The sequence below is a fragment of the Pseudomonas sp. ACN8 genome (assembly GCF_002303925.1).
GTDB lineage: Bacteria > Pseudomonadota > Gammaproteobacteria > Pseudomonadales > Pseudomonadaceae > Aquipseudomonas.
On the sequence record NZ_MRCS01000004.1, the window covers coordinates 92216 to 105815 of the forward strand.

The following is a 13600-nucleotide window of genomic DNA, read 5'->3' on the forward strand; positions in this document are numbered from 1 at the left end:
ACGGTTTCAATCGCCACAGTAATTCAATGTGGGAGCGAGCCTGCTCGCGAAGAGGGCGTATCAGATGACATCAATGTCGCCTGGCACACCGCTTTCGCGAGCAGGCTCGCTCCCACATTTGCTTTGCGGTGTTACTTGAAGTCGTTCTGACGCCAGGCTTCGTAAACGGCCACCGCCACGGTATTGGACAGGTTCAGGCTGCGGCAGCCCTCGCGCATCGGCAGACGCAGGCGTTGTTCGCTGGGCAGGGCGTCCAGTACGTCGGCGGGCAAACCACGGCTTTCCGGGCCGAACAGGAATGCGTCGCCCGGGACGAAGCTGGCATCGTGGAACGGCCGCGAGCCCTTGGTGGTGAAGGCGAACAGTCGTGGATGGCCGAGGCTCTCCAGGCAGCTGGCGAGGTCCGCGTGGCGTTGCAGGGTGGCATACTCATGGTAATCGAGGCCGGCCCGGCGCAGGCGCTTGTCGTCCATCTCGAAGCCCAGCGGTTCGATCAAATGCAGGTGGCAGCCACTGTTGGCGCACAGCCTGATAACGTTGCCGGTATTCGGCGGAATTTCTGGTTGGAAAAGGATGACGTGAAACATGCACGGCTCCGAAGGCAAAGATGACGCGCATTCTACGCCGCCAGAAGGCGTGCGTTCGAAACTATTCCTGCGGGTAATGGGCTCGCTGGCGATTGTCGGGGTGATGGTCGGGATGATGATCGGTCGCCTGACCACGCCGGACCCCAGTCAGTTGCAGCAGGTGGAAGTGACGAATGACGGGCTGGTGGTGTGGTTCAACAATGAGCCCAAGACCCACGGCGAGATGGTTGATGGCACTGTCGCGCTGCTGTTTGACGCCGAGGGCAAGGCGCAGAAAGGCCAACTCAAGTTCGGCGGCAGGGACGTGAACTGGCGGGTACGTTTGAGCGATGGGGGGGTGTTGCTGACGCTGGTGGCGGCCAGACCCCTGCAGGGTGAATGGTCCGGTAGCGAGGTCGAAGACCGCTGGCGGCTGGAGATCCATCTCCGGGAGCAATAAAAGAGGGGAATCCCCGGCCTGCCTGTACCAAGGTCCCCAAAACGGGAGGCTCGTCGCGAATGCGGTTTGAGCCTGGTGTAAAGAAGGAACCCCTGACCTGCCTGTATCAAGGGCCCCAAAACGGCTGGGCTCGTCGCGGTTGCGGTGTGAGCCCGATGTAAAGAGGGGAATCCCCGGCCTGCCTGTACCAAGGTCCCCGAAAGGGTTGGTGAATCGAATCACCTGTAAGAGGTACTGCAGGGGGCGTGCCAGGTTTTCATCTGTTGAAACAAAAAAGCGGATCAGAAACGCGAAAGCCCCGTAAACCGGGGCTTTCGTGTTTTTAAAGACTTGGATTTTTGACGTTTTCAGGCGGAATTTTGAAAGGCGGGATGTGCCCGATCACGGGTCATCGTGCATTGATGCGGTGCATGCTGGCCCTAAAAGCATCGCGAGCAGGCTCACTCCTACAGTTGGAATGCGTTCCCCTGTAGGAGTGAGCCTGCTCGCGATTGGATGTAACTGTCAGCGAAGATCGGAAGACCGATTAACCCTCATCCCCCTCATCATCATCCCCGCCATCAACCTTCATGCCCAATTCCTTGATCTTGCGGGTCAGGGTATTACGCCCCCAGCCCAGCAAGACGGCGGCATCGCGGCGGCGACCGGCGGTGTGCTTGAGGGCAGTCTCGATCATGATTCGCTCGAAGGCCGGCACGGCGCTGTCGAGCAGGCTCGATTGACCACGGGCCAGGGCCTGGTCAGCCCACTGGCGCAGGGCCTGTTCCCAGTTGGTGACCGGTGCCGAGTCCTGCGGCAGGCTCAACAACTCCGGCGGCAGGTCGCCGATGTGCACTTCGCGACCCGAAGCCATCACCGTGATCCAGCGGCAGGTGTTCTCCAGCTGACGCACGTTGCCCGGCCACGGCAGGTTCTTCAGGTATTCCTCGGTTTCGCTTTTCAGCAGCTTCGGCTCGACTGCCAGCTCCTGGGCGGCGCGGCCGAGGAAGTGCTTGGCCAGGGTCGGGATGTCTTCGCGGCGATCCGACAGACGCGGGATATGGATGCGGATCACGTTGAGGCGATGGAACAAGTCCTCTCGGAATTTCCCGGCGTGCACCAGGGTTTCCAGATTCTGGTGAGTCGCGGCGATGATGCGCACATCGACCTTCACCGGCACATGACCGCCGACGCGGTAGAACTCGCCATCGGCCAGTACCCGTAGCAGGCGAGTCTGGGTGTCGGCGGGCATGTCACCGATTTCGTCGAGGAACAGCGTACCGCCATCAGCTTGCTCGAAACGCCCGCGACGCAGGTTGGCGGCGCCCGTGAACGCGCCTTTCTCGTGGCCGAACAGTTCGGATTCCATCAGGTCTTTGGGGATCGCCGCCATGTTCAGCGCAATGAACGGCGAAGCGGCACGCGGGCTGTGACGATGCAACGCATGGGCCACCAGTTCTTTACCGGTACCCGATTCACCGTTGATCAGCACAGTGATGTTGGAATGGCTCAAGCGCCCGATGGCGCGAAACACTTCCTGCATCGCCGGCGCTTCGCCGATGATTTCCGGGGTGCGGGTCAGGGTCGGGGCAACTTCCAGGCCCTGTTGTTCCTGGGCGTGCTGGTTGGCGCGCTTGACCAGGGAAACCGCCTCGTCGACATCGAACGGCTTGGGCAAGTATTCGAAAGCGCCGCCCTGATAGGACGCGACAGCGCTGTCCAGATCGGAGTGCGCGGTCATGATGATCACTGGCAGCCGTGGGTGCTGTTCGCGAATCCGCGCCAGAAGCTCCAGGCCACTGGCACCCGGCATGCGGATGTCGGAGATGATCACGTCCGGCTGCTGGCGCGCCAGACGGCTCATCACGCCATCGGCGCTGTCGAAGCTTTGCGTGGTCATGCCTTCCTGTTGCAAGGCTTTTTCCAGGACCCAACGGATAGAACGGTCGTCATCGACGATCCACACGGTTTCACTACGGCTCATGTCGATGTGGCTCCTTGTTCCAGTGGCAGAAAGATCGAGAAGGTGGTGTGGCCGGGGTGGCTGTCACATTCGATCAGGCCCTGGTGCTGGCTGATGATGTTCTGGGTAATGGCCAGGCCCAGCCCGGTACCGTCCGGACGACCGCTGACCATGGGGAAGAAAATGGTTTCCTGAAGCTCTGCCGGGATGCCCGGACCGTTATCGATGATCTCGATCTTGGTCACCAGGCGATGGCGCACATGACCGATGGTGAACTGGCGCATGGCGCGGGTGCGCAGGCTGATGCGGCCCAGGCGCAGTTCATTCTGGCTGCTGATGGCCTGCATGGCGTTGCGCACGATGTTCAGCACGGCCTGAATCATTTGTTCGCGATCGATCAGGACGTCGGGGATGCTTGGATCGTAGTCGCGCACCAAGGTGATGCAGCCCTGGCTTTCGGCCTCCACCAGATGGCAGACACGCTCCAGCACTTCGTGGATGTTGCACATGGCCAGCGACGGCAGCTTGTTGGAGCCGAGCATGCGGTCCACCAGATTACGCAGGCGGTCGGCTTCTTCGATGATGACGTTGGTGTAGTCGCGCAGGCTTTCTTCCGGCAGTTCCCGGGCCAGCAATTGTGCCGCGCCGCGAATCCCGCCCAAGGGGTTCTTGATTTCATGGGCAAGGCCGCGCACCAGCATCTTGCTGGTTTCCTGTTTCGACAGCTGTGCTTCTTCCTTGGTGATCCGCAGCAGGCGGTCACGGGGGTGGACTTCGAGCAGCAGCATCGTATCGCCATTGCTCAGAATCGGCGTTACCGCGTAGTCGACGGTCAGGGTCTGGCCGGTGAGGGCGGTGAGCATGGCTTCGCGCTTGGTGAACGGATGCGCCTGTTCGACGGCCTGGCGCAACGAGTTCAGCGCCTCGGTCGATTCGGTGAACAACTCACTGATGAACTGCCCATGGCTGCGCTGACCGCTGATTGCCAGCAGCATCTCCGCCGCCGGGTTCATGTACTCGAGGCGCAGTTCGGCGTCGAGCAGGATCGTGGCAGTGGTGAGGTTGTCGAGTAGCAAACGGTGGAGCGCGTCGCTAATGGTCATCGGGACCTCTTTTAGGGCAGAGCATGCGCAAAAAAAGCGCTGGTACGGGCAAAATGCAAAAACCAAACCAAGGCTCCGAAAAGAAGCGCTCGAGGCCTGAAACAGGCGTTTGACGCTCGTTTGCGTGGCGTTCTGCCAGCTTTCGCGGGTACTTTCGAACCAAAATGGGTTGGAATGTGAGTACGGTGCAAGCAATCGCACCAATATAGTGCGCAAACCTGAACAAGGTTAAAAAGTCTTGGGCATGCCGGCAGGCACTCGGCAGTCAGGTCTTCAGCGCGTGTGCACTCGTTGCACGGTGAGGGTCGTGGTGGGGCTCTGCTGGACAACGTTTTCGCCATCGACTACTTGCACGGCGAGGCTGTGTTCGCCGCGATCGATGTTCACCAGTTGCAGGGTCGGCACGTTGCCTGGCTCGCCGTACGGCTGACCGTCCAGCAGCAGGCGCAGCAGGTGAGGGGCTTGCAGGCGCGGCTTGATCAGTACGGTTACGGTGAACGTGCCGTTGTTGGCGCGCAGGGCTTCGTTGGCAGGCAGGCCGGTCAGCTCCAGCACTTCATAGGTCTTGAGGGGTTGTTCACTATGGGCGGCCCGCGCAGCAGGCGCGGGTTCGCCCGGAGGCTGGCGCTCGATGCTGTTGAGGGGCGGCAAGTGGACCGGTTGGGCGCTGACACCGTCAGGCGGTTGATTGCTGTACGCGGTGGCGCCGTTGGCGTCCGTGTACTTGTAGATCTGCGCCAGGGCGGGCAGAGCGATCAGCAGCAGGATGAAAAGAAAACCACGACCCATAAAAACAACCGGAAACGAAAGCGTAGGGTTGCAGCATAGGTCAGGGTTGGTGGTTATCCCAAGTCGCTGAACATCCTGACAATAAAAAAGGCCTCCCGAAGGAGGCCTCTTTTTGTCACGCCGCGTGTCGCGACGCTACCGGATCAGCAGCTGTAGTACAGCTCGTATTCCAGTGGGTGTACGAAGGTACGTACCTTGATTTCTTCTTCGCTTTTAAGGGCGATGTAAGCGTCGATGAAGTCGTCGCTGAAAACGCCGCCTTTGGTCAGGAACGCACGACCTTTGTCCAGCTCTTCCAGGGCTTCTTTCAGGCTGCCGCAAACTTGTGGGATCTCTTTGGCCTCTTCAGGCGGCAGGTCGTACAGGTTTTTGTCAGCGGCATCGCCAGGGTGGATCTTGTTCTGGATGCCGTCCAGGCCGGCCATCAGCAGTGCGGCGAAGCACAGGTACGGGTTGGCAGCCGGATCCGGGAAACGTGCTTCAATACGGCGGGCTTTCGGGCTCGACACGTAAGGAATACGGATCGAAGCGGAGCGGTTGCGAGCCGAGTAGGCCAGCATCACTGGGGCTTCGAAGCCTGGAACCAGACGCTTGTAGGAGTTGGTCGCCGGGTTGGTGAAGCCGTTCAGGGCCTTACCGTGCTTGATGATGCCGCCGATGAAGTACAGGGCAGTGTCGGACAGGCCGGCATAGCCTTCGCCAGCGAAGGTGTTCTTGCCATCTTTCCAGATGGACATGTGTACGTGCATACCCGAGCCATTGTCGCCGTACAGAGGCTTAGGCATGAAGGTCGCGGTGCGACCGTAGGCATCGGCTACGTTGTGCACGACGTACTTCAGGGTTTGGGTTTCGTCGGCTTTTTTCACCAGGGTGTTGAACTTGACGCCGATTTCGTTCTGGCCGGCAGTTGCCACTTCGTGGTGGTGAACTTCGACGGTCAGGCCCATTTCTTCCAGTGCGTTGCACATGGAGGTACGGATTTCGTGGTCGTGGTCGAACGGCGGAACCGGGAAGTAGCCGCCTTTGACGCCTGGACGGTGGCCTTTGTTGCCGCCTTCGATGTCCTGGTCGGACATCCACGAACCCTGTTCAGAGTAGATCTTGAACATGGAACCGGAAATGTCGGACTTGAACTTCACCTGGTCGAAGATGAAGAACTCTGGCTCTGGACCGGCGTATACGGTGTCGCCGATAGCGGTGGCTTTCAGGTGCTCTTCGGCGCGCTTGGCGATCGCACGTGGGTCGCGGTCGTAGCCTTGCATGCTCGAAGGTTCGATGATGTCGCAGACCAGAATCAGGGTCGGCTCTTCGGTGAACGGATCCAGGACGGCGGTGGAGTCGTCCGGCATCAGGATCATGTCGGAGGCTTCGATGCCTTTCCAGCCAGCGATGGAGGAACCGTCGAACATTTTGCCGACTTCGAAGAAGTCGTCATCCAGCGCATCGCGAGCCGGCATGGTCACGTGGTGCTGAGTGCCTTTGGTGTCCGTGAAGCGCAGATCAATCCACTTGACGTCATGATCTTTGATGAGTTGAACCGACTTCGACATAGTGTCCTCCGGGTGGCTTCGGGCTAGTAATGGATGCCCTTAAATGTGGGTGATGCCGGCGCGAATACTCTGCCAAGGCAACCTGCCTCACAAGGGAGCAAATTGCATGCCAGTGCCCCAGCATGGGTTTTTTGCCCCAAAAACACGCTTGCGAAGGCATATTGCGCTTTAAAGCAGAAAATCTCGCCCTGTAATGTGGCGTCAGATTCAATAAATGACCTGTTTTGGTGCGCGCAAAACCTTCTGCACATTAACTGGTTAAACCTTGAGCAATTTCCGCTATAATCCGCGCCCCCCTTTTTCGGCAGGCCATGCGCGCGCTGTTTCCATGAAATTAATCGTAAAAGTCTTCCCCGAGATCACCATCAAGAGTCGACCTGTCCGGACGAAATTTATCCGCCAGTTGGCCAAAAACATCCGCGCCGTGCTCCGCGATCTGGACCCGGCCGTGGTGGTGAACGGCGTGTGGGACAATCTCGAGCTGGAAACCCGCGTTACCGACCCGAAAGCCTTGAAAGAGATGGGTGAGCGTCTGACCTGCATGCCGGGCATCGCGCACTTTCTGCAGATCGACGAGTACCCGCTGGGCGACTTCGACGACATCACCGAAAAGTGCAGGCAGCACTACGGCGATGCGCTGGCCGGCAAGATCTTTTCGGTGCGTTGCAAACGCGCCGGCAAGCACCCGTTCAGCTCGATCGATATCGAAAAATATGTCGGCAGCAAGCTGCGACGTGAGTGCGGCGCCGCCGGGATCGACCTGAAAAAGCCTGAAGTCGAAGTCCGGATCGAAGTTCGCGACCAACGGTTGTTCGTGATCCACAGCCAGCACAACGGCATCGGCGGATATCCGCTGGGTGCCCTGGAGCAGACTCTGGTGCTGATGTCCGGTGGCTTCGACTCCACCGTGGCGGCCTACCAGATCATGCGCCGCGGGCTGATGGCGCATTTCTGCTTCTTCAATCTGGGCGGACGTGCCCACGAGCTGGGCGTCATGGAAGTCGCGCATTTCATCTGGAAGAAGTACGGCAGCTCCCAACGCGTGCTATTTGTCAGTGTGCCGTTCGAAGAAGTGCTGGGCGAAATCCTCGGCAAAGTCGATAACAGTCATATGGGCGTAGTATTGAAGCGTATGATGTTGCGCGCTTCGTCCCAAATTGCCGATCGACTGCACATCGACGCACTGGTCACCGGTGAGGCGATCTCCCAGGTGTCGAGCCAGACGCTGCCGAACCTGTCAGTGATCGACTGTGTGACCGACAAGCTTGTCCTGCGCCCACTGATCGTCGCGCACAAGCAGGACATCATCGACACGGCCAACGAAATCGGCACCGCCGATTTTGCCCGGCACATGCCGGAATACTGCGGCGTCATCTCGGTCAATCCGAAGACCGCGGCCAAGCGCCATCGCGTCGAGCATGAAGAGAAAGAATTCGATATGGCGGTACTCGAGCGTGCGCTCGAAAACGCCAAGCTGGTGCCGATCGATCGCGTGATCGATGAACTGGGCCAGGATTTGCAGATTGAAGAAGTCAGCGAAGCGCTGGCCGGTCAGATCGTCATCGACATCCGCCACCCGGATGCCGCTGAAGACGACCCGCTGGAACTCGCTGGCATCGAGGTACAAACGATGCCGTTTTATGCAGTGAACGCTCGTTTCAAGGAACTGGACCCTACTCGCCAGTACCTGCTGTATTGCGACAAAGGCGTGATGAGTCGCCTGCATGCCCACCATTTGCTCAGTGAGGGGCATGCCAATGTGCGCGTTTATCGACCGAGCTAAGTGCCCGGGGCTGTTTGCCTGTGGCCTGCGTCACCGGCCCCCCGATGCCACCGTCAAGCTGTAACGGCTTTCACGGACGCTACTGTTAATCGCTGCCAAGACTTGTCAGCACACCGAATCCTCTGATCGAGATACACAAGTGATCGAAAATCTACGCAACATCGCCATCATTGCCCACGTTGACCATGGTAAGACCACCCTGGTAGACAAACTCCTGCGTCAATCCGGCACCCTGGAGCGCAACGAGCTCAACGACGAGCGCGTGATGGACTCCAACGACCAGGAAAAAGAGCGCGGTATTACCATTCTGGCGAAAAACACCGCCATCAACTGGAACGGCTACCACATCAACATCGTGGACACCCCGGGCCACGCCGACTTCGGCGGCGAAGTTGAACGCGTAATGTCGATGGTCGACTCCGTTCTGCTGCTGGTTGACGCTCAAGACGGCCCTATGCCGCAAACCCGTTTCGTGACCAAGAAGGCTTTCGAAGCCGGCCTGCGTCCGATCGTGTGCATCAACAAGGTTGACCGTCCAGGCGCGCGTCCGGACTGGGTTCTGGACCAGATCTTCGACCTGTTCGACAACCTGGGTGCCACCGAAGAACAGCTGGACTTCAAAGTCGTCTACGCCTCGGCCCTGAACGGTATTGCCGGTCTGGACCACAACGAAATGGCTGAAGACATGACCCCGCTGTACCAGTCGATCGTCGACAACGTACCGGCGCCGGCTGTTGACCGTGAAGGTCCGTTCCAGATGCAGATCTCCGCACTGGACTACAACAGCTTCCTGGGTGTTATCGGTGTTGGCCGTATCGCTCGTGGTCGCGTCAAGCCGAACACCCCGGTTGTGGCTATCGGCGCCGACGGCAAGAAGCGTAACGGTCGTATCCTGAAGCTGATGGGTCACCACGGTCTGCACCGTGTAGACGTTGAAGAAGCTGCCGCAGGCGACATCGTGTGCATCAGCGGTATGGACTCGCTGTTCATCTCCGACACCCTGTGCCACCCGGACACCGTTGAAGCGATGAAGCCGTTGACCGTCGACGAGCCAACCGTTTCCATGACCTTCCAGGTAAACGACTCGCCATTCTGCGGTAAAGAAGGCAAGTTCGTGACTTCCCGTAACATCAAGGAACGTCTGGACAAAGAGCTGCTGTACAACGTTGCACTGCGCGTTGAAGAAGGCGACTCGGCTGACAAGTTCAAGGTTTCCGGCCGTGGCGAACTGCACCTCTCGGTACTGATCGAAACCATGCGTCGCGAAGGCTTCGAAATGGCTGTAGGCCGTCCGGAAGTGATCATCCGTCTGGTTGACGGCGTGAAGCACGAACCATTCGAAAACGTCACCATCGACACCCCTGAAGAATCCCAGGGCAAGGTGATGGAAGAGATGGGCCTGCGTAAGGGCGACCTGACCAACATGGTGCCGGATGGCAAGGGCCGTGTACGTCTGGAATACAACATCCCTGCTCGTGGTCTGATCGGTTTCCGTAACCAGTTCCTGACCCTGACCAACGGTGCTGGCATCCTGACCTCGATCTTCGACCGTTACGACGTGATGAAGTCCGGCGACATGTCCGGCCGTCAGAACGGCGTTCTGGTTTCGGTTGAAACCGGCAAGGCACTGACCTACTCCCTGGAAACCCTGCAGGCGCGTGGCAAGCTGTTCGTAGAACACGGTCAGGAAATCTACAACGGTCAGATCGTGGGTCTGAACAGCCGTGACAACGACCTGGGCGTCAACCCTACCAAGGGCAAGAAGCTCGACAACATGCGTGCTTCGGGTAAAGACGAAACCATCGCCCTGGTTCCACCTGTTCGCTTCACCCTGGAACAGGCTCTGGAATTCATCCAGGACGACGAGCTGTGTGAAGTGACTCCTAAGTCCATCCGTCTTCGCAAGAAGATCCTGGACGAAAGCGAGCGTACCCGCGCTGCCAAGAAAGCCAAGGCATAAGATTTAGCCCGGCTTAACGAAAACGCCCCCGGTCGAAAGGCCGGGGGCGTTTTTGTTTGTCTGGGGTTTGTGCAGTGTTTGTTCGGGCCCCATCGCTAGCAGGCTAGCTCCCACACTTGACCTGTGATCGACACAAATCCCCTGTGGGAGCTAGCCTGCTAGCGATGGCGGCCAATCAGCCACAGAAGATTTCAGGATGGATCAGAACCGCTCAATCGCCCGTGAACTCCGCTCGCGCTCCACTTCCTTGGGCTTGTATGCGCAATACCCCGGCCGCGGGCCGATTTTCGGGTGATTGCGGCAGGTATCCGGGCGCTTTTCATAAATAGTGCACAGACGGCTCTTACGATCCAGGTAGTAGCAATCGTTGTTGCTCATGCGCTGGAGGGTGAAGATTCCTGACTTCTGGTTGAAGCGTTCAACCAAGCCTTCTTTTTGCAAGCGCTTGGCGATGTTCTTCGGCGGATCACCCAGCTCGAATTCATCGACCACGCCGATGCGGACCAGATCCTTGATCTTGACCTCGACGGGCAGGGTGCAGCAGCTGGACATGCATGAGCCGCACATCGGGGCAGAGTACTTGGCCCAGGTATCGAGGCGGTCGATCTCTGCGGCAGCGATCAGGTTCGGCTTCATCATCGGTTGTTACCAGCGTGTGCATCAGGGCGCGCGATCATACCGGGACTGGTGGATTTTTGAACAACCTTTCGCCAGTTTTTTTCACAGACAGCGCAAACAACCGGAAAATAGGCACGAGCCCTGCATTGATTCAGGCACAAGACAACGCAATGTCGATCCAGCTTGCATTCAAAGGAAAAACTGCCGAACCAGAGCCTCTACCGCCTGTCAGACCGACTAGGCTCAGACAACTCCAAGCTCGCTCGAGGTCCTATCGATGACTCAAGAACCACTTGTTCGCGAAGCAGAGGTGGCCGCATTCCGCGACGCCGTCTTGACCAAACTCACTTATGCAGTGGGTAAAGACCCGGATCACGCCTTCGACCATGACTGGTTCGAAGCCATTGCCCTGGCCGCGCGGGATCACATGGTCGAGCACTGGATGGACCACACGCGGCAGATCTACCGCAAAGGTCAGAAGCGCGTCTATTACCTCTCCCTTGAATTCCTCATCGGCCGGCTGCTCTACGACAGCCTGAGCAACCTCGGCCTGCTCGACGTGGCCCGCGAAGCCCTGACCGAACTCGGCGTCGACCTTGAGCGCATCCGCCTGCTGGAACCCGATGCCGCGCTGGGCAACGGCGGCCTCGGACGTCTGGCGGCGTGTTTCATGGAAAGCATGTCGACCCTCGGCATCGCCGGTCATGGCTACGGTATTCGTTACGAACACGGCTTGTTCCGCCAGGCCATCGTCGACGGCTGGCAACAGGAGCAGACCGAACACTGGCTGGATTTCGGCAACCCCTGGGAGTTCGAACGCCCGGAGGTGGTTTACCCGATCGGTTTCGGCGGCAGTGTCGAGACAGTGACCGATGAAAACGGCAAGTCCAGGCAGGTCTGGCACCCGGTGGAAACCGTACGGGCCATTGCGTATGACACGCCGGTGGTCGGTTGGCGCGGGGCAAGCGTCAACACGCTGCGTTTGTGGCGCGCCCGGGCCATGGAAGAACTGCATCTGGAGCGTTTCAACGCTGGCGACCATCTGGGCGCCGTGGCCGAAGTGGCCCGGGCCGAAAGTATCTCCAGAGTGTTGTACCCGGCGGACAGCACCGAGGCCGGCCAGGAATTGCGCCTGCGCCAGGAGTATTTCTTCGTCGCCGCCTCGTTGCAGGATCTGCTGCGCCGCCATCGCAACATGCACACCTCGGTACTGACCCTGGGCGACCACGCGGCGATTCAGCTCAACGACACCCACCCTTCGATTGCCGTGGCTGAACTGATGCGGCAACTGGTCGACGTGTACGACGTGGCATGGGACGCTGCGTGGCAGGTCACCGTCGATACGTTGTCTTACACCAACCATACGTTGCTGCCGGAAGCGCTGGAAACCTGGCCGGTGGGCCTGATGGAGCGCATGCTGCCACGGCACATGCAGATCATTTACCTGATCAACGCCCAGCACATCGACTCCCTGCGGGCCAAAGGCATTCACGACTTCGACGTGCTGCGCGCGGTGTCGCTGATCGAGGAAGACAACGGACGCCGGGTGCGCATGGGCAACCTGGCGTTTCTCGGTTCCCACAGCATCAACGGTGTGTCCGGGCTGCACACGCAACTGATGCGTCAAACGGTGTTCTCCGAACTGCACAAGCTCTACCCGGAGCGGATCAACAACAAAACCAACGGCATCACCTTCCGCCGCTGGCTGTATCAGGCCAACCCCGAGCTGACCTCGATGCTGGTCGATGCCCTCGGGCCCGAAGTGCTGGATAACCCGGAACAGCGTTTGCTCGCCCTCGAGCCGTTCGCCGAGAAAAGTGCATTCCGCAAGGCGTTTGCCGAGCAACGCCTGCACAGCAAGAAAGCCCTGGCGTACCTGATTCATGAGCGGCTGGGCGTGGCGGTCAACCCGGCGGCGATGTTCGATGTGCAGGTCAAGCGGATCCACGAATACAAACGCCAGTTGCTCAACCTGATGCACACCGTGGCGTTGTACCAGGCGATTCGCGCGGAACCTGAAATCGATTGGGTGCCACGGGTGAAAATCTTCGCCGGCAAGGCGGCCGCGAGTTATCACCAGGCCAAACTGATCATTAAGCTGACCAACGACATCGCCCGGGTGGTGAATAACGACCCGACCGTGCGCGGCTTGCTCAAAGTGGTGTTCCTGCCCAATTACAACGTCAGCCTGGCGGAGAGCATCATTCCGGCGGCGGATTTGTCCGAGCAGATCTCCACCGCCGGGTTCGAAGCGTCAGGCACCAGCAATATGAAATTCGGCCTGAACGGCGCGCTGACCATCGGCACCCTGGACGGGGCCAACGTGGAAATGTGCGACCTCATCGGTGCCGAGCACATGTTCATCTTCGGCCTCAGCGCGCAGCAGGTGGAAGCGCGCAAGCAGAACCATGAGTTCAGCGCGGTGCCGGATATTGCCGCGTCCCATCGTCTGAACGATGTGCTGCAAGCGATTCGTGGCGGGGTGTTCTCACCGGATGATCCGTCCCGTTACACCGGGTTGATCGATTCGCTGGTGGACTACGACCGCTTCCTGGTCTGCGCCGACTTCGATTCCTACTGGCACGCCCAGATGCGCGTCGAAGCCCATTGGCACGATTCTAAGGAGTGGTGGCGTTCAGCGGTGTTGAGCACGGCACGGATGGGCTGGTTCTCGTCGGATCGGACCATTCGCGAGTACGCAACGGAAATCTGGAAGGCACTGGAGTAGTTTTCAGCCAGAACTGCGAGCAAGGCCCGGTTGTTGCCGGGCCGGATCGATATACTAGGCGCCGGATTGCCGAGCGGCAGGGTTTGTGGTGTTTTCACACT

At 59.2% G+C, this 13600-nt stretch carries 10 protein-coding genes; 4 read left to right on the forward strand and 6 right to left on the reverse strand.

Annotated elements, in window-relative coordinates:
• Positions 1 to 131: 131 nt before the first annotated feature.
• Entirely contained in the window at positions 132 to 587 is a 456-nt protein-coding gene (gene trmL / locus BSF44_RS03590) for a tRNA (uridine(34)/cytosine(34)/5-carboxymethylaminomethyluridine(34)-2'-O)-methyltransferase TrmL (protein ID WP_095942309.1), read from the reverse strand.
• Between trmL and BSF44_RS03595 the strand changes: the two genes are divergently transcribed.
• Complete coding sequence (locus tag BSF44_RS03595; protein ID WP_095942310.1) at positions 586 to 1026, forward strand: hypothetical protein; 441 nt, start codon at positions 586 to 588, stop codon at positions 1024 to 1026. The genes trmL and BSF44_RS03595 overlap by 2 nt on opposite strands.
• Positions 1027 to 1552: 526 nt before the next feature.
• Here BSF44_RS03595 and ntrC read toward each other — a convergent pair.
• The 4 genes from ntrC to glnA all read right to left on the reverse strand — a co-directional run bounded on the left by ntrC (position 1553) and on the right by glnA (position 6410).
• On the reverse strand, positions 1553 to 2989 hold the full coding sequence (ntrC, locus tag BSF44_RS03600; protein WP_046040882.1) for a nitrogen regulation protein NR(I): 1437 nt from the start codon (positions 2987 to 2989) through the stop codon (positions 1553 to 1555).
• Positions 2986 to 4071, reverse strand: a complete 1086-nt coding sequence (gene glnL, locus BSF44_RS03605) for a nitrogen regulation protein NR(II) (RefSeq protein ID WP_056725787.1) — start codon at positions 4069 to 4071, stop codon at positions 2986 to 2988. Before glnL ends, ntrC begins: the two co-directional genes overlap by 4 nt.
• A 273-nt stretch (positions 4072 to 4344) precedes the next feature.
• Entirely contained in the window at positions 4345 to 4860 is a 516-nt protein-coding gene (locus BSF44_RS03610) for a DUF4124 domain-containing protein (RefSeq protein ID WP_095942311.1), read from the reverse strand.
• A gap of 143 nt (positions 4861 to 5003) precedes the next feature.
• A complete protein-coding gene (gene glnA, locus BSF44_RS03615; protein ID WP_008002929.1) occupies positions 5004 to 6410 on the reverse strand; it encodes a type I glutamate--ammonia ligase in 1407 nt (468 codons plus the stop codon).
• A 328-nt stretch (positions 6411 to 6738) separates the two neighbouring features.
• On the opposite strand from glnA, the gene thiI reads away from it, so the two are divergent.
• Both thiI and typA read left to right on the forward strand, forming a co-directional pair.
• Positions 6739 to 8193: a tRNA uracil 4-sulfurtransferase ThiI gene (gene thiI / locus BSF44_RS03625; protein ID WP_095942313.1), complete on the forward strand. Its 1455-nt coding sequence runs from the start codon at positions 6739 to 6741 to the stop codon at positions 8191 to 8193.
• A gap of 139 nt (positions 8194 to 8332) precedes the next feature.
• Entirely contained in the window at positions 8333 to 10153 is a 1821-nt protein-coding gene (gene typA, locus BSF44_RS03630) for a translational GTPase TypA (RefSeq protein WP_095942314.1), read from the forward strand.
• A gap of 201 nt (positions 10154 to 10354) precedes the next feature.
• Here the strand turns inward: typA and BSF44_RS03635 are convergent, their stop codons facing one another.
• Positions 10355 to 10792, reverse strand: coding sequence for a YkgJ family cysteine cluster protein (locus BSF44_RS03635; protein ID WP_095942315.1), 438 nt, complete (start codon positions 10790 to 10792; stop codon positions 10355 to 10357).
• Between the two features lie 256 nt (positions 10793 to 11048).
• Here BSF44_RS03635 and BSF44_RS03640 point away from each other — a divergent pair, with 256 nt between their 5' ends.
• Positions 11049 to 13499 (forward strand): glycogen/starch/alpha-glucan phosphorylase, encoded by a 2451-nt coding sequence (locus BSF44_RS03640; RefSeq protein WP_095942316.1) that lies wholly within the window; start codon positions 11049 to 11051, stop codon positions 13497 to 13499.
• Positions 13500 to 13600 lie beyond the last annotated feature (101 nt).

Bases quoted from the DNA above. Each gene is read 5' to 3' on its own strand.
- thiI (WP_095942313.1), top strand. From the start codon at position 6,739: ATGAAATTAATCGTAAAAGTCTTCCCCGAGATCACCATCAAGAGTCGA.
- glnL (WP_056725787.1), bottom strand. From the start codon at position 4,071: ATGACCATTAGCGACGCGCTCCACCGTTTGCTACTCGACAACCTCACC.
- trmL (WP_095942309.1), bottom strand. From the start codon at position 587: ATGTTTCACGTCATCCTTTTCCAACCAGAAATTCCGCCGAATACCGGC.
- BSF44_RS03610 (WP_095942311.1), bottom strand. From the start codon at position 4,860: ATGGGTCGTGGTTTTCTTTTCATCCTGCTGCTGATCGCTCTGCCCGCC.
- BSF44_RS03595 (WP_095942310.1), top strand. From the start codon at position 586: ATGCACGGCTCCGAAGGCAAAGATGACGCGCATTCTACGCCGCCAGAA.
- BSF44_RS03640 (WP_095942316.1), top strand. From the start codon at position 11,049: ATGACTCAAGAACCACTTGTTCGCGAAGCAGAGGTGGCCGCATTCCGC.
- glnA (WP_008002929.1), bottom strand. From the start codon at position 6,410: ATGTCGAAGTCGGTTCAACTCATCAAAGATCATGACGTCAAGTGGATT.
- ntrC (WP_046040882.1), bottom strand. From the start codon at position 2,989: ATGAGCCGTAGTGAAACCGTGTGGATCGTCGATGACGACCGTTCTATC.
- BSF44_RS03635 (WP_095942315.1), bottom strand. From the start codon at position 10,792: ATGATGAAGCCGAACCTGATCGCTGCCGCAGAGATCGACCGCCTCGAT.